The sequence below is a fragment of the Pseudomonas sp. Colony2 genome (assembly GCF_019382755.1).
In the GTDB taxonomy this organism is placed as follows: Bacteria; Pseudomonadota; Gammaproteobacteria; order Pseudomonadales; family Pseudomonadaceae; genus Aquipseudomonas.
The window spans coordinates 975,017-998,036 of record NZ_CP080030.1 but is presented as its reverse complement, the minus strand read 5'-3'; the positions used below and the strand labels follow the sequence as shown (position 1 = coordinate 998,036).

Below are 23,020 nucleotides of genomic sequence, written 5' to 3'. Positions count from 1 at the left end.
CTGCCCGGGCACCATCACAACAAGAATGCCCCATCGATAAGAAGCTGATAGCTGCCACTACCGAGGAGCGCTACATGAGCACTAACCGCACATTTTCACTCTCCATGATTGCCGCCCTGGCGGGGCTCACCCCGCTGTCAGGCATGGCCGTGGAAGAAAAACCCGAAGGGTTTATCGAAGGCAGCACCTTGAACGTGCTGGCCCGCAACTTCTACTTCAACCGCGATGACCGCAAGGGCCAGTCGAGCCCCACCGGCAATGGCTATTCCGAAGCCTGGGCCCAGGGTTTTATCGGCAAGTTCGAATCCGGATTCACTCAGGGTCCGGTGGGTTTCGGCCTCGATGCGTTTGCGATGTATGGCCTGAAACTCGACTCCGGCACCGGTCGCAGCGGCGGCAAGGGCTCGTTCGGCGTACTGCCGGTAGACAGCGACAACCACCCCGAGGACGGCTACAGCAAGCTCGGCGGCGCGGTAAAAGTGCGCCTGCTGGATACCGTGATCAAGGCCGGTGACGTGTTCCCGCTGACCCCGGTGGTGGCCTACGGCGACTCGCGGGTGTTGCCGGAAAGCTTCCGTGGCGTCACCGCGCAAAACACCAGCATTGACGGCTTGAGCTTGCAGGCCGGGCACTTGAGCGGCATGAGCCAGCCCACCCAAAGCGGCATGGATAAAGGCTTCGCGACCTTTTATGCGGGCAAGGTGGATTCACCCTGGATCGGCTATGCCGGCGGCGACTACCAGGTGAACAAACACCTCAGCGTCAGCCTGTACACCAGCCGCCTGAAGGATGCCTGGGACCAGTACTACTTCGGCAGCGCCGCCAGCTACCCGCTGAACGATGACGTGTCGCTGTTTGGCGACTTCAACTACTACAAGGCCGTGGACGAGGGCAAGAAACGCCTTGGCGAGTTCGATAACAACATCTGGAGCGCCAGGCTCGGGGTCAAGGTCGGCGCCCACAGCCTGGCCCTGTCGCACCAGCGCAACAACGGCGATGACGACTTTGACTATCTGCGCATGTCGGACTCGATCTTCCTCAACAACTCGATCCAGTACAGCGACTTCAACTCGCCCAGGGAACGCTCGTGGATGCTCGCCTATAACCTCGACATGCAGGCCTTCGGCATTCCTGGCCTGACCTTCATGACCCGCTATGGCAAAGGTACCGGCGCCGACTACAGCAACGCCAACAGCGTGTACATGCGCCGTGACGCGGCCGGCGACCCGCTGACCGATCAACGCCGCTGGGAGCGGGATATCGAGGCGAAGTACGTGGTGCAGGGCGGTAACTTCAAAGACCTGTCGCTGCGTTTGCGCCAGGCGACCGTTCGCTCAAGTGCCTTTGAGTCGGACTTGGAAGAAGTTCGGTTGATTGTCGAATACCCATTGGCAATTCTGTAAATGAACACAACGGCAAATGCTTACATTCATTTGCCGTTGACTAACATCTGTTCACAAATTGAAGCCTGTCAGAACTGTAATATGCGCCTCACCTTCTCGTTAAGTTGCGCTTCATATACTGGTCACAACTAACGGCACACGCCTTATTTGGAGACACGTCATGAAGCCATCCCACCTGTTATTGATCAGTTTTCTCGGCGCCACTTCCACCCTCGCATTCGCCGACGACGGCGCCGACCGCTCCCGGCAGTTCCTCGCCGAGTTCCGCCAGCAACAGCAGCAGGTCCACGGTGAACAGTCCGTGGCCGAGACCGCGCCCGCCGACGCACAGAAGCAGTCGATCTGAACGGCGCACACCGAGCACATTCATCTCTGAAGCTTTTGTGTAGCTCCTTTGGAAAGAGATGAATTTTTAACGCCCCGGATGGGGCGTTTTTTTTGCCCGCCCGTTCTGCAACGCAACAACCAGTCACAAACTGGCTGATTGACCCTGTAGCTACTTCAGCCTTCAGGCTTCGGAAAATTCGAATTTCAGTCTCTCTCTATCAGTAAAAGGTAAATCCCCATGCGTATCCTTGTGGTTGAGGACGAGCAAAAAACCGCCGCCTACCTGCAGCAGGGCCTGACCGAAAGCGGTTACGTGGTCGACTGCGCCGCCAGCGGCGTGGACGGCCTGCACCTGGCCGGGCAACACGCTTATGAACTGGTGATTCTCGATGTAAACCTGCCGGCCAAGGACGGCTGGGAAGTGCTGGAGCAACTGCGCCGCGACAGCAACCAACGGGTGATGATGCTCACAGCCCGTGGCCGGCTGACTGACAAGATCAAGGGCCTGGACATGGGCGCCGATGATTACCTGGTCAAACCCTTCGAATTCCCCGAATTGCTGGCCCGGGTGCGTACGCTGTTGCGCCGCAGCGAGCACATACCGGTGCCGGAAGTCTTCCGCGTGTCGGACCTTGAACTGGACCCGCGCCGCCACCGCGCCTATCGCGGCACCCGGCGCATTGACCTGACCACCAAGGAGTTCGCGCTGCTGCATGTGCTGATGCGTCAGTCCGGCGAAGTGCTGACCCGCACGCAGATTATTTCCCTGGTGTGGGACATGAATTTCGACTGCGACACCAACGTGGTGGAGGTCTCCATCAGCCGCCTGCGGGCCAAGGTCGATGACCAGAGTGACGTCAAGCTGATCCATACCATTCGCGGCGTGGGCTATGTGCTGGAGGCCCGCCAATGAAAGCCAGCAGCCTGTCGATGCGCCTAGGGCTGACGGTGAGCCTGATGGGCGCGGGCCTGGTGGTGCTGCTCGCGACACTGGCCTACCTGGCGCTGACCCACGAGCTTGAGAAGCTGGCGCGCAAGGGCCTGGAAAGCAAGATGGAGCAGATCCAGCACAGCCTCGCCCTCGGCCTGGACACCCGCGACATAAAAGCCCGCCCGCATTCGCTGATGGACCTGGTGATGGGGCATGACAATTTCTACCTGACCATCGTCGGCACCGCACCCGATGAAGCGGTGCTGCTGAGCGTCGGTGCCAAGCCACAGGAACCGTTGCTGACCGACTTCGCACCACGCCAGACCCTCGGTTACCTGAACTGGGACGACAGCAACGGCAATCAGGTGCTCAGCGCCTCCAGCCTGATGCGCCTGTCCAGCGGCGAACGCGTGCGGGTGCTGCTGTCCCTGGACCGCAGGGACGATCAGGCATTGCTCAGTGCTTACCTGCGTTCCACGGTGATCGCCCTGCCGCTGCTGTTGCTGCTGATCGGCATTGGCGCGTGGTGGGTGGTGCAACGCGGGCTCGCACCGCTGCAACAGTTCAGCCGCGTCGCGGCCAAGGTCACCACACAGGATCTGACCCACCGCCTGGCTGTGGATAACTTGCCCAACGAGTTGGGCGAGTTGGCGCAGGGCATCAATTTCATGCTGCAGCGCCTGGATGGCGGTGTGCAGCAGCTGTCGCAGTTCTCCGATGACCTGGCCCATGAACTGCGCGCGCCACTGACCAACTTGATGGGCAAGGCCCAGGTGACGTTGTCCCGGGAGCGACCTCCCGAGGAGTACAAGGCGGTGCTGGAATCCAGCACCGAAGAAATGGAGCGGCTGGCGCGGATCGTTTCCGACATGCTGTTCCTGGCACAGGTCAGCCACCCGGCGGCGCGGGTTTCGTTTGCGCCCGTGTCCCTGGCCGCTGAAGCACGCCGGGTGATGGAACTGTTTGCGTTGAGTGCCGAAGACAAGCAACTGAGCCTGAGCCTTCACGGTGATGCCTCGGTGCATGGCGACCGCCTGATGATTCAGCGGGCGATTTCCAACTTGTTGTCCAATGCCATCCGTCATACGCCACACGCTTCCACGGTGTCGTTGCAGGTGGAAACCCACGGGCAGCAGGTGTCGCTCTCGGTGGGCAACCCGGGGCCGGGGATTGAAGCGCACCACCTGCCGAACCTGTTCGAGCGTTTCTACCGCGTCGACAGCAGCCGCGCCCGCTCCGAAGGGGGGACCGGGCTGGGGCTGGCCATCGTGCGGTCGATCATGACCCTGCATCAAGGCCGGGCAGAAGTCAGCAGCGAGCCCGGAGATTTCACTGTGTTTCGGTTGGTGTTTCCCCTTCATACCAACGCTATCTGCCAATAACCCATTGTGGTGAGGGAGCTTGCTCCCTCACCACAGGTTATTGGTCAGGCATCAGGCGGTCTTCCTGTTCTTCACGCCGGTGCGCCCAGTGATACAGCGCCGGCAATACCAGCAGGGTCAGCAGCGTCGACGAAATAATCCCGCCAATCACCACCGTCGCCAACGGGCGCTGCACTTCGGCGCCGGTGCCGGTGGCCAGGGCCATGGGGATAAACCCCAGCGACGCCACCAACGCCGTCATCAACACCGGGCGCAAGCGCGTCAGGGCGCCTTCGTTGATGGCCACCGACAATGAGCGCCCCTCTTCCCGCAGGTTGCGAATGAACGCAATCATCACCAACCCGTTCAGCACCGCCACCCCCGACAGCGCGATAAAACCCACGCCCGCCGAGATCGACAACGGAATGTCCCGCAGCCACAGCGCCATGATCCCGCCGGTCAACGCGAAGGGAATCCCGGTGAACACCAGCAGCCCGTCCTTGAGGTTGTTGAACATCATGAACAGCAACCCGAACACCAGCAGCAACGCCACCGGCACCACGATGCGCAAGCGCTCGGAAGCTTCCTTCAACTGCTCGAACTGACCGCCCCAGCTGGTCCAGTAGCCCGCGGGGATTTTCACCTGGGTGCCGATGGCCGTCCCGGCTTCCTCGACAAACGAGCCGATATCGCGCCCACGCACGTTGGCGCTGACGATCACCAGGCGCTTGCCGTTTTCGCGGCTGATCTGGTTGGGGCCGAGCACCAGGTCCAGGCTGGCGACTTCCGACAGCGCGATAAAACCCAACTGCCCCGCCGCGTTATTCGCCAGCGCCGGGATCGGAATCAACAGCCGCGACAGGCCTTCGATATCGGTGCGCAGCGCGTCCGACAAACGCACGACCATGTCAAAACGCCGGTCGCCTTCGTACATCGTCCCGGCCTGGCGCCCACCCACGGCGACGGCGATCGTGTCTTGCACATCGCCCACGTTCAGGCCGAAACGCGCGGCCTTGTCGCGGTCGATATTGATGGTCAGCACCGGCAGGCCGGAGGTCTGTTCCACCTTCACTTCCGAGGCGCCCTTGAGGGTTTGCAAGGTCTCGGCGATTTCCCCGGCGGTCTTGTTGAGCACCGCCATGTCGTCACCAAACACCTTCACCGCCACGTCACTGCGCACGCCGGAAATCAGTTCGTTGAAGCGCAGCTGGATCGGTTGCGACAGTTCATACACGCTGCCCGGCACAATCGCACTGGCGCGCTGGATGTCGGCGATGATTGCCTCGCGGGACTTCTTCGGGTCGGGCCACTGGTCCTTGGGCTTGAGCATCACGTAGCTGTCGGAGATGTTCGGCGGCATCGGGTCGGAGGCGATTTCCGCGGTGCCGGTGCGGGCGAATACCCGCTCGATTTCCGGCACCTCGGCCATCAAGGTCTTTTCCAGTTGCTGCTGCATCTGTACCGACTGCGTCAGGCTGGTGCCCGGCACCCGCAACGCTTGTTGAGCGAAATCACCCTCGCTGAGGCTGGGGATAAATTCGCTGCCCATGCGACTGGCCACCAGGCCCGACGCAACGATGGCCAGCACCGCCAGGCCGAACACCAGCGGCCGGCGCGCCATCACCCAATCCAGCACCGGCGCGTAGACACGGCGTGCGCTACGCATCACCAGGTTTTCCTCTTCCTTGACCTTGCCGGTGACGAACAGCGCAATGGCCGCCGGCACGAAGGTCACGGACAGAATCATCGCCCCCAGCAGCGCGATCACCACGGTGAACGCCATCGGGTGGAACATCTTCCCGGCGACCCCGGTGAGGGCGAAGATCGGCAGGTACACCACCATGATGATCAGTTGCCCGAAGATCAGCGCGCGCCGCGCTTCCTTGGCCGCCGCAAACACTTCATGCAGGCGCTCGCTGCGGGTCAGCAATCGCCCGTGGCGCTGCTGGGCGTGGGCCAGGCGGCGGATGGCGTTTTCGACGATCACCACCGCGCCATCCACGATAATCCCGAAATCCAGCGCGCCGAGGCTCATCAGGTTGGCGCTGACCTTGTTGGTAAACATCCCGGTAAAGGTGAACAACATGGCCAGGGGAATCACCATCGCGGTGATCAGCGCAGCGCGGATATTGCCGAGGAACAGGAACAGCACTGCCACCACCAGCAGCGCCCCTTCGAAGAGGTTTTTCTTCACGGTGCTGATGGCTTTTTCCACCAGGTTGGTGCGGTCGTAGACGGTGACGGCCACCACACCTTCAGGCAGCGAACGGTTGATCTCTTCGAGTTTTTTCGCGACCGCCTGGGACACCGTGCGGCTGTTTTCGCCGATCAACATGAACACCGTGCCCAGCACCACTTCGCGGCCATTTTCCGTGGCGGCACCGGTACGCAGCTCGCGGCCAATGTCGACCTGGGCGACGTTGCGTACCCGAATCGGCGTACCGTCGGAAGTGGTGATGACGATGTTGGCAATGTCGTCGATGGACGCGACTTGCCCCGGCGCACGGATCAGCAATTGCTCGCCGCTGCGCTCGATGTAGCCGGCGCCGACGTTGGCGTTGTTGCGCTCCAGCGCCGTGACCAGGTCGCCCAAGGTCAGGTTGTAGGCCGCCAGGCGCTTGGGGTCCGGGGCGATCTGGTATTCCTTGGCAAAGCCGCCGATGGTGTTGATCTCGGCCACCCCCGGCACGTTGCGCAGTTGCGGCTTGATGATCCAGTCCTGGATCACCCGCAGGTCGGTCGGCGTATAGGCTGAGCCGTCCTCCTTGCGCGCGCCGTCTTTCGCCTCCACGGTCCACAGGAAGATTTCCCCGAGCCCGGTGGAGATCGGCCCCATCATGCTTTCGATGCCATCGGGCAGTTGCTCGCGAGCCACCTGCAAGCGTTCGTTGACCAGCTGGCGGGCGAAGAACAGGTCGGTGCCGTCCTTGAAAATCACCGTGACCTGGGACAAGCCCGAGCGCGACAGCGAGCGGGTCTGCTGCAAGCCCGGCAGCCCGGCCATGGCGGTCTCGATGGGAAAGGTGATGCGCTGCTCGGTTTCCAGCGGCGAAAAACCCGCCGCCGCCGAGTTGATCTGCACCTGGACGTTGGTGATATCCGGCACGGCGTCGATGGGCAATTTCTGATAGCTGGCGATACCGACACCGGCCATCAACAGCACCGCCAGCAGCACGATGATGCGCTGCTCGATGGCGAATTGGATAAGGCGCTCAAACATGGGAAATCACTCGCAGGATCAATGGGCGTGCTCGGCCGAGGCCTTGCCCAACTCGGACTTGAGGATGAAGCTGCCGACGGTGGCCACCTGCGCGCCGGCGTCGAGGCCCTGGCGCACTTCGACGAAACCGTTTTCGCTGACGCCCAGTTCGATATGCCGGGTCATGAAGCCGTCGCTGGTGCGCACGAACACCGAGGGTTTGTCCTCGACGGTCTGGATCGCTTCCTGGGGGACGGTGACCTTGGCCGGGTAGGTGTCGGTGGCGACCTGCACGGAAACGAACAGCCCTGGACGCCACGAAGCGTCGGGGTTCGGCACCGTGACGCGCACGGTGGCCGTGCGGGTCTGCTCCCCCAGCAAGTTGCCGACATAGGCCACGGTGCCGAGTACTTCGGTGCCCATTTCCGAGGACGTGACCTTCACCGGTTTGCCGACCCGGACCTTGTTCAAATCCTTGGGGAACACGCCGAAGGTGACCCACACCTGGGACAGGTCCGACAGGGTGAAGGCGTTGCTGGTCTCGCTCACCACTTCGCCGACACCCAGGTGTTTTTCCACTACTACGCCGTCGAACGGCGCCCGCAGTTCGTAGCGATTGCCGCCGACCAATACGGCGCTGCCGCTCAGGGCGTTCATCTTTTGCCGGGCATTGTTCAGGGCGATTTCGGCCTCTTGCAGCGCCTGGCGCGCCAGCAGGTAATCCTGTTCGGCGGAGATCCTGTCCTGCCACAACTGGCGCTCGCGCTGGAAGGTGGTGCGGGCCAGTACCACCCGGCGCTCACTGGCCGCCAGTTCACTGCGCTGATCGGAAATCTGCTGGCTGGCGATCACCGCGAGCAGCTCGCCCTTCTTCACCGATTGGCCGAGGTTGACCTTCACCGACTCCACCACGCCGGCAGCACGCGGCACGATGTGGGAGGTGCGGTCTTCGTCGAAACGCACCTCGCCCGGCAGCGAAAGCACAGTGCTGATCTGCCGGGATTGCGCCGGGGCCAGTTGAATACCGGCGGCCTGGACCTGCTGTTCGGTCAGCTCGATCTTGCCTTCTTCTTCCGCCTCTGCCGCACCGCTGATGGCCGGCCACGCCAGCATCAGCGCAACGGCCAGCGCCATCCTGTGTTTGTTGTTCATGGAACGCTCCTGAAAAAATCAAAACCGGGCGAGGTCGCCGTAAATCCGTTCGATGCGCACCCAGGCTTCGGTGGCCTGGGCGGTCGCCGCGAGGTATTGGGTGCGGGCCGCAATCAAGGTGCGCTGGGCGTCGAGTACGTCGAGGAAGTTGAACTTGCCCATCTCGAAACCGCGGGTGGCGCTGTCCACCGCGCTTTGGGCGGCGGGCAGGATCTGTTGGTTGAACGAGCGCACTTCGGTATTCGCGGTTTGCCAAAGGTCCAGGGCCTGGCGGGTTTCGGTGCGCAGGCGCAGTTCGGTAGCGTTGCGCAGGTCGCGGGCCTGGTCGGCACGGCGACTCGCGGCCAGCACGTTGCCCTGGTTGCGGTTGAACAGCGGGATCGGCATCGACACGCCCACCACGTTGACCCGCTCGCGCACGCTGGCGTCGTATTGGCTGCCGATGGACACGTCGAGGTCGGGAATGCGCTGGGCTTTTTCCAGGCCCAGGGCCGCTTCGCCCTGGACGATTTGCAGTTCGGCCAGGCGCAGTTCGGCGGTCTGTTCCAGGCGCGCCAGCAGCTGCGCGGGCGACGGTAATGCCGGGGCGGCCTGGGCTTGGGTGGCGACGGCCTGGAAATCGGTGCTGGCCGCGCCAGTACTGGCGGCGAGACGCCGGTAGGCATCGGTCAGGCCCATCTGCGCGCGGTTGAATTCCAGGCGGATTTCCGAGAGTTGCACCTGGGCCCGGGTGGCTTCCACCGGGGACGTTTTGCCGGCGGTGACGCGACCATTGGCCACCACCAGGCCGCGCTCGGCCAATGCCAATGAGCGCTGGGCCAGGTCGAGGCGTTCCTGGGCGCGAAGTGCGCCGTAGTAACCGTCGATGACCTCCGCACGCAGCCCGTTGCGACGCTGTTCCAGGGTGAGTGCGGCCGCCTCCTGGGCACGGGTGGCGACATCAATCCGGGCGCCGCGCTTGCCACCCAGTTCCAGGGTTTGGCTCAGTTTTACGGTGGTGGTGCGCGAGTTGCGGCGGGTGTCTTCGGCATCCCAGGAGGCCACCGGATTCGGAATCAAACCGGCCTGCTGGCGACCGCCTTGGGCGATGTCGATTTCCCACTGCGCAGCGGCCATGTCGGGGTTGTTGGCGAAGGCGGTTTGCAGGGCCGATTCGAGGGTCAGGGTTTGCGCGTTTGCGCCCTGGACCGTCATCAGCAACAGCACCGAAGCGCCGATAAACGTGCGGACAAAAGTTGGCATAACAAGAGTTCCATGCCCATGAATTAACAGGTGGGCAATGTAACTTTCGGTACTTATCAGAGGAGTGGCCAGAACATTACAAATCCGTTAGCAACGGCTCTGGCGCGGGCTTTTGCTTTAAGCTCAGGGCAACTTTTCCACTGCCCAGCGGGATCCTCGACATGCGTATTCTGGTTATCGAAGACGAACCTAAAACCGCCGATTATCTACATCAGGGATTGAGCGAAAGTGGCTATATCGTCGACTGTGCCGCCACCGGCGCCGACGGCCTGCATTTGTCTCGCCAGCACGCCTACGACCTGGTGATGCTCGACGTGAATTTGCCGTTGATGGATGGCTGGGACGTGCTGCAACGCATCCGCCAGAACAGCAGCACCCGCATCATGATGCTGACCGCCCAGGGCCGCCTCGCCGACCGGATCAAGGGCCTGGACCTGGGCGCCGATGATTACCTGGTCAAGCCGTTTGAGTTCCCCGAATTACTCGCGCGGGTGCGCACCTTGATGCGCCGCAGCGTGCATTCGCCGGTGCCGGATGTGTTGCGGGTGGCCGACCTGGAATTGGATCAGGGCCGCCACCGGGCGTTTCGCGGTTTGCAGCGCATCGACCTGACCACCAAGGAGTTCGCCCTGCTGCACCTGCTGATGCGCCAGAGCGGCGTGGTGCTGTCGCGCACGCAAATTATCTCGTTCGTTTGGGACATGAACTTTGATTGCGACACCAATGTGGTGGAAGTGTCGATCCGCCGCCTGCGGGCGAAGATCGACGACCCGTTCGAGCGCAAGTTGATCCATACCTTGCGCGGCGTGGGTTATGTGCTGGAAGACCGTGAGTGACGGTCAGGCGTGCACCTCGTCGTGCTCGTCATGCTGAAAACCTTCGCCCTCGATCTGGATCGTGGCGTGGGAAATATCGAATTGTTCATGCAGTAACTCCGTCACCTGGCTGAGGATCTGTTGCTCGCTGCCTTGAGCAGAATCCGCCACCAAGTGAGTGCTCAGCACGTTCTTGCCGCTGGTGAGGGCCCAGATATGCAGGTCGTGCACGTCCTTGACCCCGGGAACGCCGCGAATTGCCTGTTCCACCTTGTCGATATCGATGCCATCCGGCACACCTTGCAGCAGCACGTTCATGCTTTCCTTGAGCAGCGTCCAGGTGCGGGGCAATACCCAGAAGCCAATCGCCGCCGCCACCACCGAATCCACCCAGCCCCAGCCGGTGTACATGATCACCAGCGCCGCGATGATCACGCCGATGGAGCCGAGCATGTCGCTCCAGACCTCCAGGTAAGCGCCCTTCACATTCAGGCTTTCGCCGCTGGCCGCACTCAGCAATCGCATGGAAATCAGGTTGACGATCAGCCCCAGCACCGCGATCACCAGCATGCCGGTGGACTGGATCTCGGCGGGCGCCTGCAAGCGTTGATACGCCTCATACAGGATGTAGAACGCAACGCCGAACAGCAGCAGCGCATTAAACGCTGCCGCCAGGATCTCGAAACGCGCATAGCCGAAGGTGCGCTTGCGGTCGGCGGCGCGCTTGGCGACCTGGATCGCCACCAGGGAAATCCCTAGCGCCAGGGCGTCGGTCATCATGTGCGCGGCATCGGACAACAGCGCCAGGCTGCCGGTGATAAAGGCGCCGATCACCTCGGCGATCATAAAGCTGCCGGTCAGTGCCAATGCGATCCATAACAGCCGTTCGTGGCCGGCGCGTACCTGGGCGTGGCTGTGTCCTGCGCTCATGAAATATCCTCGTGGGTGGTCGTCCGGTTGATCATAGAGCTATAGGCCAAAACCACCGGCACGAGTTGCAAAATTGTCATCTCGCCGTCAGCTGGGCGTTAAGCCATGCGCACCAAAATTGAACATGAACGCTCTGGAACCGTTGTATCAGGTATGCTTTTCGAGCAGGAAACAAAAAGAAACACATTAGCCAACCTGTTCGATAAGGAGTCCCGTTTTGGAGTTATCGACTGCCGCGTGGATGGTTCACGACACCCGCCTCATGTTCTGCGTATTACTGGCCATCGCCAGCATCATTGTGTTGATCAGCGCGACCAAGCTGCCGCCCTTCCTGTCGATCCTGATCGGTACGTTTATCGCCGGTGTCGGCGCGGGCTTGCCGCCGGAAGAAGTGGCCAAGGCCTTCAGCAAAGGCGCCGGGGCGATTCTCGGTGAAGCCGGGATCATCATTGCCCTGGGCTCGATGCTCGGCGCGTTGATGGCCGAATCCGGGGCTGCCGACCGTATCGCCACCACCCTGCTGGGGTTGGGTAAAGGCAAGTCATTGCCGTGGGTGATGGCGCTGGTGGCGATGGTGATTGGCCTGCCGCTGTTCTTCGAAGTGGGCCTGGTGATGATGGTGCCGATCATCTTCGTGATGGCCAAGCGTTCGAACCAGCCGCTGCTGAAAATCGCAATTCCGGCGCTGGCGGGGATGACCACCCTGCACGCCTTGATGCCACCGCATCCGGGGCCGCTGATTGCGGTCAGCGCGTTGCACGCCGACCTGGGCCTGACCATGTTGCTGGGCTTTTGCCTGGCAGTGCCGGCCGTGATTCTGGCCGGCCCGTTGTACGGCAACTGGCTGTCCAAGCGCATGCACGTGGATGAGCCGGCCGACATTGGCGCGCTGTTCAGTGCTCCGCCCAAGGCGCCGCGCCAGCCGAGTTTTGGTGTGTCGCTGCTGATCATCCTGTTGCCGGTGATCCTGATGCTCGGCAGCACCCTGGCCAAGGTTGCCATGTCGCCGGAAAGCCCGGTGGCACTGACCTTGAAGTTCCTCGGTGAGCCGTTGATCGCGCTGGGCCTGGCGGTGATTGCCGCGGTGATTTGCCTGGGCTGGGCCAGCGGCATGCCGCGGGCCGATGTCGGCAACACCCTGCGCAAGGCGCTGGCGCCGATCGCGGTGCTGCTGCTGACCATCGGCGCCGGTGGCGGGTTGAAGCAAACCCTGCTGGATGCCGGCGTGAGCCAGACCATCAGCAAGGTGGCCGAAGGCGCGCACATGCCGTATCTGTTGCTGGCCTGGTTGATTGCGGTGGCGCTGCGTCAGGCCACGGGGTCGGCGACCGTCGCCACCACGACAACGGCGGGCATCCTCGCGCCGATGATGGCGGGATTGGCGGCGACGCAAAGCTCACTGGTCGCCCTGGCGATTGGTGCCGGCTCGGTGTTCTTCTGCCACGTCAACGATGCCGGCTTCTGGATGGTGCGCGAATACTTCGGCTTGCAACTGAAGCAGACGATCTGGGTGTGGTCGGTGTTGCAGACCATTGTGTCGGTGGTGGGCCTGGTGGGCACATTGCTGATGTGGCACTTCCTGACGTAATGATCGTTCCCACGCTCCGCGTGGGAATGCATCCGTGACGCTCCGCGTCACACAAGCGGACGCGGAGCGTCCAGGGAGTCGTTCCCACGCAGAGCGTGGGAACGATCAGGTAGGTTGGCGCTTGCCAAAATGCGCCGCACTCACTGCGCCCACCGCGCCCATCGCCACGCAATACCCCACGCAGATCCACGGGCTGGTCGGCATCAACGCGATCAACATCAGCGGCGTGGTACTCGCCCACAGCGCATAGGCAATGTTGTAGGTGAAGGAAATCCCCGACACCCGCACCTGCGCCGGGAACAGGTTGACCATCACCGACGGCACCGCGCCCACCACCCCGCAACTCAAGCCGGCAATTGCATACGCTGCGCCCAGCCACACGCCACCGGCAATCAGGCTCGCATAGAGCACGGCAATCCCCACCGGCAGCAGCAGGCTATAGACCAACACCGCACGCCAGGCGCCGATGCGGTCCACCAGGAGCCCGGCCAACACGCAACCGATATTCAGGAACACGATGCCCAACGCGCTCAGGGCGAAGGTGTGGCTGGGGCTCATGCCGAAGGTTTTCTGCATCATGGTCGGGGTGATCACCACCAGTACGACGACGGCCGAGGTGAGCACGCAGGTGAGGATCATCGCCGGCAGCAGCGCGCTGCGATGTTCCCGCAGGACGGTACGCAGCGGCAGTTCGGCGCCGGCCTGGCGACGGGCCTGCATTTGCAGGAACACCGGGGTTTCGCTGAGCCAGCGCCGCAGCCAGACACCGATCACGCCGAACACGCCGCCGAGCAGGAACGGGAAGCGCCAGGCGTAGTCGAGGATTTCGGCCGGGGTGAAGACTTGCGCCAGCAGCGTCGCCGTCAGCGCGCCGAGCAGGTAGCCGAAGGTCAGCCCGGCCTGGAGGAAGCCCAGGGCATAACCACGATGGTTGTCCGGAGCGTGTTCGGCGACAAACACCCAGGCGCTGGGCACTTCCCCGCCCACTGCCGCACCCTGGAGGATGCGCAGCGCCAGCAGGATCAACGGTGCGAAATAACCGATTTGTGCGTAGGTGGGCATGATGCCGATCAGCAGGCACGGCAGCGCCATCATCAGGATGCTCAGGCTGAACACCCGTTTGCGCCCCAGGTGATCGGCGAAGTGCGCCATCAGGATTCCGCCCAGCGGGCGTGCCAGGTAGCCCGTGACGAAGATGCCGAAGCTTTGCAGCAGGCGCAGCCACTCGGGCATTTCCGGCGGGAAAAACAGCTGGCTGAGGGTGAGCGCGAAAAATACGAAGATGATGAAGTCGTAGATTTCCAGGGCCCCGCCCAGGGCGGCCAGGCCCAGGGTTTTGTAGTCGGAGCGGGAGAAACGCTGCGCCTGTGGATAAGAGGTGGCAGTCATGGAAAAGCTCGGCAGGCAAACGAAATGGACTGCAGGTTATGAGCTGAGCCCGGTGATGGCAATCTCGCCGGATATATTTGCTTTACTCATTGATCAATGAAGATAACTACATTCCCAAATGAATAGCCGTAGAGGAACATGCAGCAAAACTGCCGCCCCCATAATAAATACAAATAGAGGTACTGAACGTGGCCGATGCTATCGAAGACAGCCGCTACGCCCGATTCGCCCTGCGTTGTTCAAACTTCGCCGAGCGCTGGTTCCCTGACTCCTGGGTGTTTGCCGCCCTCGCCGTGATCATTGTCGCCGTGGCGACCCTGGGCATGGGCGCCGCGCCGACCGAGGCCGCCAAGGCGTTTGGTGACGGTTTCTGGAGTTTGATCCCGTTCACCATGCAAATGGCCTTTGTGGTGATTGGCGGTTACGTGGTCGCCAGCTCCCCGCCCGCCGTAAAGTTGATCGACCGCCTGGCGCGCATCCCGAAGAACGGCCGTTCTGCCGTGGCCTGGGTGGCGCTGATTTCGATGGTCGCCTCGTTGCTCAACTGGGGCCTGTCCCTGGTGTTCGGTGGTTTGCTGGTGCGTGCGCTGGCCCGGCGTACGGATTTGCGCATGGATTACCGCGCGGCCGGTGCTGCGGCCTACCTCGGCCTGGGTGCCGTTTGGGCGCTGGGGCTGTCGTCGTCGGCGGCGCAGTTGCAGGCCAACCCGGCCAGTTTGCCGCCGTCGATCCTGTCGATCACCGGGATGATCCCGTTCACCGACACCATCTTTCTGTGGCAGTCCGGCGTGCTGTTGCTGGCGCTGATCGTGGTGTCGCTGATCATCGCCTACGCCACCGCGCCCGGGCCGAACTCCGCCCGTGACGCCAAGGCTTGCGGTATCGACCCGGCCTTCAACATGCCCAAGCCGCAACCGCCGACCCGTCCGGGCGAGTGGCTGGAGCACAGCCCGTTGCTGACCATCCTGCTGGCGTTGCTGGCCGCCGGTTGGTTGTTCCATGAATTCTCGACCAAGCCGGCGATCAGCGCGATCTCAGGGCTGAACACCTATAACTTCCTGTTCCTGATGGTCGGTGCCCTACTGCACTGGCGTCCGCGCAGTTTTCTCGATGCGGTGGCCCGTGCGGTACCCACCACCACCGGGGTGCTGATCCAGTTCCCGCTATATGGCTCGATTGCCGCGCTGATGACCGTGGTGAAAGGCAGTGACGGCGCGACCCTGGCGCACCACATCTCGACCTTCTTCACCTCGATCGCGTCCCACGACACCTACGCGCTGTTGATGGGCGTGTACTCGGCGGTGCTGGGCTTCTTTATCCCGTCGGGCGGCGGCAAGTGGATCATCGAGGCGCCGTACGTGATGCAGGTCGCCAACGACCTGGAATATCACCTGGGCTGGGCGGTGCAGATCTACAACGCCGCCGAAGCGCTGCCGAACCTGATCAACCCGTTCTATATGCTGCCGCTGCTGGGCGTGCTGGGGTTGAAGGCGCGGGACTTGATCGGTTTTTCGTTTGTGCAGCTGCTGGTGCATACGCCGCTGGTGTTGTTCCTGCTGTGGGCGTTGGGCACGACGCTTAAATATTTGCCGCCGGTGATGCCTTAATTATCTGAAGCTGCACCCGCTCTTCAGGCGGGTGCGGCTGGCAGGTTGTTCAGCAGCTCAGGTAGCGCGTGCTGAACCGTGTCCCATACCACTTCAAGATTTATGTCGAAGTAACCATGGGCAATCCGGTTGCGCATCCCGCGCATACTGCGTCAAGGCACCTGCGGTTGGGCGGCTGCAAACTCTGGATGTTGATCCATTATTTTGGTCGACGCTTCGCCGATGATGATCAAACTCATGATCACGGCTTGTTGGGTACGCTTGTCTTCAAAAAACTCAGGTTGCTCACCCCTTCGACAAAGGTGATCGCGTCGGACGATGCCTGGCGCATGTGCTCCAGGTAGTCGCCAATCCGATTTGAGATCATACGGGCCGGGCCTCAGCCAAGACTTGAGCACGAAACTTCAGAGGCAGATCGCCAGGCGTCAGCAAATCGACGTTTACCCCGAGCAAGTCTTCCAACTCCACCTGCAGCCCACCAAGGTCAAAAAGGGTCGCTCCCGGTAGCGCATCAACCAGTAAATCGAGATCACTGCCGTCTTTATCAGTCCCCAACAAAACGGACCCAAACACCCTTGGGTTGGAGGTATGGAAACGTCCTACTACTTCACGCACGGCAGCCCTCTTGAGATCCAGGGCAGTTGAAGGTTTCATGGGGCACCTCTGCGGTATGCAATATCGGGCCAGTCTAGCAGTGCTTGGGATCAGGAAGCATGCCCACATGATCACACCGCTGTCTTCGTTCCGTCACATTCCATTGCTACCGTTCCGGCGAAACATATTGCAACAACTAACCTGCATGGACTCCCCGCAATGAGCGACGAGCACAAAGACCGCCCTTCCCAAGACATTGAAGCCAAACCGCCAGTCGACACCAGCCGGCGGCGCTTCCTGGGAGGCGCGGCCGTGCTGGGCGTGGGTGCGACCCTGAGTGCCTGCGGCAATACCAGCGAGGCACCCGGCAAGCCGGTGGATCGCCCGCTGACGCCGCAAGAGCTGGACAAGGCCTTGCACGAACAGGTTAAAACCGTGGTGGTGATCTACGCCGAAAACCGCAGCTTCAACAACCTGTTTGCGGATTTCCCCGGGGTCGAGAAACCATTGTCGGCCCTCGCCCCTGCGGACTATCAGCAGCGCGACCGCGACGGCAGCCTGCTGAGCACCCTGCCCCCGACATGGGGCGGCGTGTTGCAAGTTGGCCCGCAGACCGTGGATGGCGTCACGTACCCCAGCGAAGTGCAATACCAGGAAAACCTGCCCAACGCTCCGTTCGCCCTCAAAGGCCCGAATGGCGAAGACCAGCCCCTGAGCCTGGTGACCCGGGATTTGTGGCACGTGTTCTATCAGAACCAAATGCAGATCAATGGCGGTAAAAACGATGCGTTCGTCGCCTGGGGCGACTCCGGCGGCCTGCTGATGGGCCATTACGCCCAGAGCCGTTACGCCCTGCGCTTGTGGGACGTGGCGAAGGAGTTTGTGCTCTGCGATAACTTCTTCCAGGGCGCGTTTGGCGGCTCGTTCCTCAACCACCAATACCTGATCAGTGCCACCCCGCCGGTGTACCCAAACGCTGCGCAATCGGTGGCCAAGGCACAGATCGCCACGCTGCAAAGCGACGACCCGACCGACCCGCGCCTCAAGCCTCTGGACAAGTCCCCGGCCAGCGCCATGACCGGCCCGCCGCAATTCGGCCCCAGCGCACTGACCCCGGACGGTTTCGGCGTGAACACCCTGGCCCCGCCTTACTGGCCGACCTGGATTCGCGACCCCGAGCGCCCGGATTACTCCAAGCCCGACTTGCCTAACGTGCTGGTGCCACAAACCCACGAGCACATCGGCGACAAACTGTCGAAAAAGAACGTCGACTGGGCCTGGTACGCCGGTGCGTGGCAAGCAACGCTGGATCAGTTCAAGGACTCGGGCGGCATTCCGAAGATTCCGAACTTCCAGTACCACCACCAGCCCTTCAACTACTTCAAGCAGCAAGGCCCGGAAAACCCGGCTGAGCGCAATAAACGCCTGCGCGATGGCGGCCTGGGGGATGACGCCAGCACCAACAAGTTCTTCGCCGATGCCCAGGCCGGCAAGCTGCCTGCGGTGACCTTCTACAAACCCCAGGGCAACCTGAATATGCACGCCGGTTACGCCGACGTCGCTTCGGGCGACCGGCATATCACCCGCGCCTTGAAGGTGCTGCAGGAAAGCCCGCAGTGGAAGAACATGGTGGTGATCGTCACCGTCGATGAAAACGGCGGCTGGTGGGACCACGTTGCACCGCCAAAAGGCGATCGTTGGGGCCCGGGCACGCGGATTCCGGCACTGGTGGTCTCGCCGTTCGCGCGCAAGGGCACGGTGGACCATACCGTCTACGACACCGCGTCGATCCTGCGTCTGATCACCCGGGTGTTCCAGCTGGAAACCCTCGACGGGCTCAAGCAGCGTGACGACGCCATGACCGCGCGCGGCCAAAAGCCCATGGGGGATTTGAGCAACGCCCTGCACTTCCCGGTGTAGACGCATTTGCTTAAAAGCGACAAGCGCGCAGTTTTTCTACGCGCTTTTCCCGGTCAACCGCTACTGTGTGAGGGTGGGCATTCACCCCGCGCAGACGGGCTTTCGCTGACAGGGAACCATCCATGTTCAAACTCTCCAGGTTGTCCTTCACCCTGGCCGCACTGACCTTGAGTGCGGTCGTACAGGCTGATATCACCGTACCGCTGGGTACCCCGCAACGGGTCACCCAGTTGTTCGCGTACCCGAACAATTGCAGCGTCATCTGTTTTCGTCCCTGGACGCTGGAACAGACCGTCGAGCACTACCTGAACCAGAGCCTGCAACGCGACGGTTACAGCCGGGGCAAAGTCAGCGTCAAAACCGAGCATGACCAGGTGCTGGCCACGTTCAGCGGTGTGCCAGACGGTTATGGCCAGCCGTTGACCACCTTGCTCGATACCGCCGACCTGGCTTACCAGGGCGCCAGCAAACTCAATGGCGATGGCAAGTGGCAGTTCAACTGGTACCTGTTCCTGCCGCTGGGCATGGCCCTGGAAAACCGCAAGAGCATCGAGCTGCTGCACTTCCCGCCGGATTATTCCCTGACCCACTTCCAGGACTACCTGGAGTCGGCCACCACCGACCGCTGGGCGACCTTGCTCACGGCCAACGGCATCCCGGCGACCCAGACGCCGGAATACCAGACCATCATCGACATCGCCCCGATCGCCGCCCCTGCCACGGCGGGCAAGGACCTGGAAGGCGTCTACGGTTACTTCACCGACTACCAGACCCGGATGGTCAAGGAGCTGAGCCAGCACGCGGGCGGCGCGTTGCCGATGGTGGCCTTCGGCGCGCCGGTGCGCAGCTGGATCAAGCAGCAATACGGGCAAACCGTTGCCGTACTGGGCCTGGCGCAAATCAGCCCGGCCGTCGGGAGCCAGGTCGCCGTACTGGGCGCCAATCACCCGAGCTACATCTGGTATGCCGCCAACCCCGACACCTATGACGGTGACGAGCAAAAGGCCGACGAGGCCGGTTTGAAGGTGATGGGCCAGGACTTGAGCGCCGCCTGCTGGCAGGCCTCGATGGGCCAGAAGCCCGCCAGCGATCCGAATGTGCAGCTCAAAGGCTGCATGAACACCTGGCAGGTAACGCGCAAGGAGCAGACCTGCGAACTGTTCTACACCTCTATCCGCGAGCTGACGCCCGATCAAGCGAACGCCAAGTGTGCCCAGCCGGCGATCAAGACCCAGCTGAGGCAATTGAAAAGCGCCGTGCCAGAACCGGCGATTGAAGCACCGGCGCTCTGAAGCAGGCTGCAAGAAGGGCGTTTTCCTACATAAAAGATAGCCAATTTCTACTGTCAGATTTGACAGTAGAAATTGGTTCCCACTTAAGCGAGTCTTGAGCCGCGCCCATCCGCTGCAAGACTGGCAGTCAAGACACCACCGGCAGGTCGATGCAGCCCCTCCTGGAGAGTCATGAAAACTCAAGCCATGGACAAGGCTAAAACCGCTGTGAGCAAGTGTCTTTACCCGTTCGCGACCGCCCTCGCCGAACACGGCTACCCCCGCGCTCGCGACTATGAAGTGGTGCGTACCCGAGACGGTTCAGGCGACGGAATCAAGACCCGCGTCGCCTTTGACAGCCGCCTGTGTATCGCCAGGGTGTCCGGCTACGCATTGAATGAGCGGCGCCTGCATACGGTGCAGATGTCCTCGCGTATCCACTTGTACGACCCGTGGTTCAGCGGTTTGCTTTCGCACTCGTGCAACCCGAACGCGTTTCTCGACATGACGTACCTGGAACTGTGGTCCGTTCAGCCCATTCCCGCTGGCGCCCTGCTGACCATGGATTACGCCCACACCGAGGACGTATTGTTCCGACAGTTTCGCTGCCAGTGCGGCGAGCTCAACTGTCGGGGCTGGATCACCGGCATGAAGGAGCCGTTGAATCCCGAGGGTCAGCAATTCATGGAGCAGTGGCGCGAACGCAAAAGCCCTTAGACCGCACCCAGCGGGCGCAGGCGGTATTGCGGCGGCAGTTGCTCGAAGCCACTGATGGTGGTGTTCAGGCTTTTCCAGCGGCCGTCCTTGATCCCGTAAATGCAGCCATGAACCGACAGGCTCTGCCCGCGGTGCCAAGCGTTCTGCACGATGCTGGTGTGGCCGACGTTGGCCACCTGCTGGATCACGTTCAGTTCGCACAGGCGGTCTACGCGTTCCTCTTCCGTGGGCAACTGGGCCAGCACGTCGCGGTTTTCGTAGTACAGGTCACGGATGGTGCGCAGCCAGCCGTCGATCAGGCCCAACTGGTTGTCCTGCATCGAGGCGCGTACGCCACCGCAGCCATAGTGGCCGGTCACCAGGATGTGTTTGACCTTGAGCACGTCGACTGCGTACTGGATCACCGACAGGCAATTGAGGTCGGTGTGCAATACCACGTTGGCCACGTTGCGGTGCACAAACAGGTCGCCAGGCAGCATGCCGACGATCTCGTTGGCCGGCACGCGGGCGTCGGAACAGCCGATCCACAGGTATTCCGGGGTTTGCTGGCGGGCGAGCTTGGCGAAGAATTCGGGATCTTCCTGTTTGATCGCATCCGCCCAGCGTTCGTTGTTATCAAGCAAGTCTTGTAGTTCGTTCATCAGGGAAAGCCTCAGGAATGATGCGCAGTTTTGACACTCGACCGCCCGTCCGGGTCACGCCAACAATAAAGATAGCCGGCGGCAATTTCTTGAATCTTGGGGAGCCATGCCTGTCCACACACTATAAGCCCCACAGTATGAGGAATCGCCATGACTGAATCACGACGTCCCTACGGCGCTACACAGCCGGAACCGATTGATGACAACGAAGATCGCATGGGCGAAATGCGCGAGCTGGATTTTGACAAGGAGGAACCGACTGCGGAAATCGGCGACGAGATTCCGCCTCGGGAGCGTGAGCACCTGATGCCCGACGAACGGGTGCGCGAAGCCGGGATGACCGGTGCTTCCACTGACGATCATGACTCAACCGATGATGACATGAGCCCGGAAACGCTGATCCATGAGGATGGCGCGCGGGATGCGCAGGAAGCAGGTGAAGACCATCCGGCGGATTACGATTTGAGTATCGTCGATGAAGACGAGATCGGCGGCGGCAATGGCCTGGATGAGGCCGAGTTGGCCGATATCGATCCAGTAGACGGCAACCGCTGACACCCTGCCGAACTGAATGTGGGAGCGGGCTTGCTCGCTCCCACCAAGCCCGCTCCCACATTGGGCCCTGTGTTTAGTCGACCAGGGTGCAGGCCATCACGACCGCATCTTCGCGGCCACCGACGGCGGGGTAATAATCCCGCCGACGGCCAATTTCGTTGAAACCATAACGCTCGTACAGCCGGAACGCGCCGGTGTTGCTGTCGCGCACTTCCAGGAAACATTCCCGCGCCTTGGCCTCGTAGGCCCGGGACATCAGGTGCTCCAGCAAGCTCAAGCCCAGGCCACGGCCCTGGTTTTCCGGCTTGACGGTGATGTTCAGCAAATGCGCTTCATCGAGGATGATCTGCACCACCCCGTGGCCCACCTGCTGCTCACCTTCAAACATCAGCCAGATCTGGTACTTGCCCAGCCCGTCGAGAAAAATCCCGCGGGTCCAGGGGTGGCTGAACGCTGCGTATTCGATCTTCAGTACAGCGTCGAGGTCCGCCTCGGTCATCGGGCGGAAGGATAAAGCTTCACTCATCGGTACTTTTCCAGCGCGCCATCAGCCGGCGCATGGCTTGCCAGACATCAGCCTTACGCTGTGGCTCTTCCATTAATAGTTCCAGGCCCGGCAGGGCCCAAACGGAGCCCAGGCCTTCGACCTGCAGTTCGCGGTACCAGGCCTCGGCATTCGCTTCGCCGGCAAAACGCACGGCGGGCAGGCCGATCAGCCACAGGCACACGCAGGGTTCGTCTTCCAGGCGCGCCGAGACAAAACCTTGCACAAAATCCCGTGCAGCTTCCGGGCCCTGGTCCATGGTGCCCCGGGCCAGCAGCGGCCAGCGCACCGGCTCGCCAACGATTTGCGGACTGTCGGGCAGGCCGGCGGCGCGCAACATGTCCTTGAGCAGCAGATAGGCCGGGTCGCGGGCCTGGAAGCGCTCGCCTGTGGGTAACTCCACCAGCAGCAGGCATCGCCCGGCCCGCAGCAGTTGCAGGGCAAAGCGTGGCGGCGGTACGACCGGAGCCTTGACCACGGCAGGCGCCTCTTCGGCGACGACCGGCTTGGCCACCGGCGACGGGCGCGGCACTTCGACCTTTGGCCGGACCACCGGGGTTTCTGCCACAGGCTTGACCAGCGGCACCGGCGCAGCCGCCTCCTCACCCGAAGGCTCGAAAGCCTCGAACGGTTCCGGGGCCTCCAGCAGCTCGGGCCGCGAAGGGGCGGCGAACGGTAATTCAGTGCGCGGCAGCCAGTTGACCACCTGCATGGCGGTCAAGTAAGCGCGACGTCGGGACTCGATAAGCAAAGGTCGGCCACTTGTGGATAACTAAAGAACAGGGATTCTACCGCCCTTCGACGAAGATCGCCCGCAGTTGATCGTTCCGGTGA

The 23,020-nt window shown here is 62.0% G+C and carries 20 protein-coding genes and 1 pseudogene; 11 read left to right on the top strand and 10 right to left on the bottom strand.

Going from position 1 to position 23,020, the window contains the following annotated elements; translation table 11 throughout:
* The first annotated feature begins 74 nt into the window (after positions 1–74).
* The 4 genes from JV201_RS04025 (at position 75) to JV201_RS04010 (ending at position 4,043) form a co-directional block, all read left to right on the top strand.
* Positions 75–1,403, top strand: coding sequence for an OprD family porin (locus JV201_RS04025; RefSeq protein WP_219406541.1), 1,329 nt, complete (start codon positions 75–77; stop codon positions 1,401–1,403).
* Positions 1,404–1,563: 160 nt separating this feature from the next.
* On the top strand, positions 1,564–1,749 hold the full coding sequence (locus JV201_RS04020; protein ID WP_008437498.1) for a hypothetical protein: 186 nt from the start codon (positions 1,564–1,566) through the stop codon (positions 1,747–1,749).
* A gap of 219 nt (positions 1,750–1,968) precedes the next feature.
* Positions 1,969–2,643, top strand: a complete 675-nt coding sequence (locus tag JV201_RS04015; protein ID WP_003214417.1) for a heavy metal response regulator transcription factor — start codon at positions 1,969–1,971, stop codon at positions 2,641–2,643.
* Positions 2,640–4,043 (top strand): heavy metal sensor histidine kinase, encoded by a 1,404-nt coding sequence (locus JV201_RS04010; RefSeq protein ID WP_008437501.1) that lies wholly within the window; start codon positions 2,640–2,642, stop codon positions 4,041–4,043. Before JV201_RS04015 ends, JV201_RS04010 begins: the two co-directional genes overlap by 4 nt.
* Before the next feature lie 37 nt (positions 4,044–4,080).
* Here the strand turns inward: JV201_RS04010 and JV201_RS04005 are convergent, their stop codons facing one another.
* From JV201_RS04005 to JV201_RS03995, 3 genes are read right to left on the bottom strand one after another with little or no spacing between them, the layout of a single operon-like run.
* A complete protein-coding gene (locus tag JV201_RS04005; RefSeq protein WP_219406540.1) occupies positions 4,081–7,242 on the bottom strand; it encodes a CusA/CzcA family heavy metal efflux RND transporter in 3,162 nt (1,053 codons plus the stop codon).
* An 18-nt stretch (positions 7,243–7,260) separates the two neighbouring features.
* Positions 7,261–8,373 carry an efflux RND transporter periplasmic adaptor subunit gene (locus JV201_RS04000; protein WP_003214413.1) on the bottom strand — a complete coding sequence of 371 codons (1,113 nt, stop codon included), beginning with the start codon at positions 8,371–8,373 and terminating at the stop codon, positions 7,261–7,263.
* An 18-nt stretch (positions 8,374–8,391) separates the two neighbouring features.
* Complete coding sequence (locus JV201_RS03995) at positions 8,392–9,615, bottom strand: TolC family protein (RefSeq protein WP_219406539.1); 1,224 nt, start codon at positions 9,613–9,615, stop codon at positions 8,392–8,394.
* Between the two features lie 161 nt (positions 9,616–9,776).
* On the opposite strand from JV201_RS03995, the gene JV201_RS03990 reads away from it, so the two are divergent.
* Positions 9,777–10,451, top strand: a complete 675-nt coding sequence (locus JV201_RS03990) for a heavy metal response regulator transcription factor (RefSeq protein ID WP_008437506.1) — start codon at positions 9,777–9,779, stop codon at positions 10,449–10,451.
* Positions 10,452–10,454: 3 nt separating this feature from the next.
* Here the strand turns inward: JV201_RS03990 and JV201_RS03985 are convergent, their stop codons facing one another.
* A complete protein-coding gene (locus JV201_RS03985) occupies positions 10,455–11,360 on the bottom strand; it encodes a cation diffusion facilitator family transporter (RefSeq protein WP_003214407.1) in 906 nt (301 codons plus the stop codon).
* A gap of 217 nt (positions 11,361–11,577) precedes the next feature.
* Here JV201_RS03985 and JV201_RS03980 point away from each other — a divergent pair, with 217 nt between their 5' ends.
* Positions 11,578–12,948: a gluconate:H+ symporter gene (locus JV201_RS03980; RefSeq protein ID WP_008437508.1), complete on the top strand. Its 1,371-nt coding sequence runs from the start codon at positions 11,578–11,580 to the stop codon at positions 12,946–12,948.
* Positions 12,949–13,053: 105 nt separating this feature from the next.
* On the opposite strand, the gene JV201_RS03975 is transcribed toward JV201_RS03980, so the two are convergent.
* Positions 13,054–14,337: an MFS transporter gene (locus JV201_RS03975; RefSeq protein ID WP_219406538.1), complete on the bottom strand. Its 1,284-nt coding sequence runs from the start codon at positions 14,335–14,337 to the stop codon at positions 13,054–13,056.
* Between the two features lie 188 nt (positions 14,338–14,525).
* On the opposite strand from JV201_RS03975, the gene JV201_RS03970 reads away from it, so the two are divergent.
* Positions 14,526–15,944, top strand: coding sequence for a short-chain fatty acid transporter (locus tag JV201_RS03970; protein WP_008437512.1), 1,419 nt, complete (start codon positions 14,526–14,528; stop codon positions 15,942–15,944).
* A 23-nt stretch (positions 15,945–15,967) separates the two neighbouring features.
* Here the strand turns inward: JV201_RS03970 and JV201_RS29550 are convergent.
* Positions 15,968–16,311: pseudogene (locus tag JV201_RS29550) on the bottom strand (DUF86 domain-containing protein).
* Positions 16,308–16,598 (bottom strand): nucleotidyltransferase family protein, encoded by a 291-nt coding sequence (locus JV201_RS03960; protein ID WP_003214393.1) that lies wholly within the window; start codon positions 16,596–16,598, stop codon positions 16,308–16,310. Before JV201_RS03960 ends, JV201_RS29550 begins: the two are co-directional and overlap by 4 nt.
* A gap of 159 nt (positions 16,599–16,757) precedes the next feature.
* Between JV201_RS03960 and acpA the strand changes: the two genes are divergently transcribed.
* The 3 genes from acpA to JV201_RS03945 all read left to right on the top strand — a co-directional run bounded on the left by acpA (position 16,758) and on the right by JV201_RS03945 (position 20,446).
* Positions 16,758–18,458, top strand: a complete 1,701-nt coding sequence (gene acpA / locus JV201_RS03955; protein ID WP_178911637.1) for an acid phosphatase — start codon at positions 16,758–16,760, stop codon at positions 18,456–18,458.
* 122 nt (positions 18,459–18,580) lie between these two features.
* Positions 18,581–19,750 (top strand): hypothetical protein, encoded by a 1,170-nt coding sequence (locus JV201_RS03950; RefSeq protein ID WP_177039570.1) that lies wholly within the window; start codon positions 18,581–18,583, stop codon positions 19,748–19,750.
* A 171-nt stretch (positions 19,751–19,921) separates the two neighbouring features.
* Complete coding sequence (locus JV201_RS03945; RefSeq protein ID WP_003214386.1) at positions 19,922–20,446, top strand: hypothetical protein; 525 nt, start codon at positions 19,922–19,924, stop codon at positions 20,444–20,446.
* Here JV201_RS03945 and can read toward each other — a convergent pair.
* Entirely contained in the window at positions 20,443–21,087 is a 645-nt protein-coding gene (gene can / locus JV201_RS03940; RefSeq protein WP_003214385.1) for a carbonate dehydratase, read from the bottom strand. The two genes, JV201_RS03945 and can, sit on opposite strands and share 4 nt — an antisense overlap.
* A 150-nt stretch (positions 21,088–21,237) precedes the next feature.
* Here can and JV201_RS03935 point away from each other — a divergent pair, with 150 nt between their 5' ends.
* Positions 21,238–21,642 carry a hypothetical protein gene (locus JV201_RS03935; protein ID WP_003214383.1) on the top strand — a complete coding sequence of 135 codons (405 nt, stop codon included), beginning with the start codon at positions 21,238–21,240 and terminating at the stop codon, positions 21,640–21,642.
* Between the two features lie 73 nt (positions 21,643–21,715).
* On the opposite strand, the gene rimI is transcribed toward JV201_RS03935, so the two are convergent.
* Together rimI and JV201_RS03925 are read right to left on the bottom strand one after the other, a co-directional pair.
* Positions 21,716–22,168: a ribosomal protein S18-alanine N-acetyltransferase gene (gene rimI, locus JV201_RS03930; RefSeq protein ID WP_003214382.1), complete on the bottom strand. Its 453-nt coding sequence runs from the start codon at positions 22,166–22,168 to the stop codon at positions 21,716–21,718.
* Positions 22,161–22,898, bottom strand: a complete 738-nt coding sequence (locus JV201_RS03925; RefSeq protein WP_003214379.1) for a hypothetical protein — start codon at positions 22,896–22,898, stop codon at positions 22,161–22,163. The genes rimI and JV201_RS03925 overlap by 8 nt, the downstream gene beginning before the upstream one ends.
* Between the last annotated feature and the right edge of the window lie 122 nt (positions 22,899–23,020).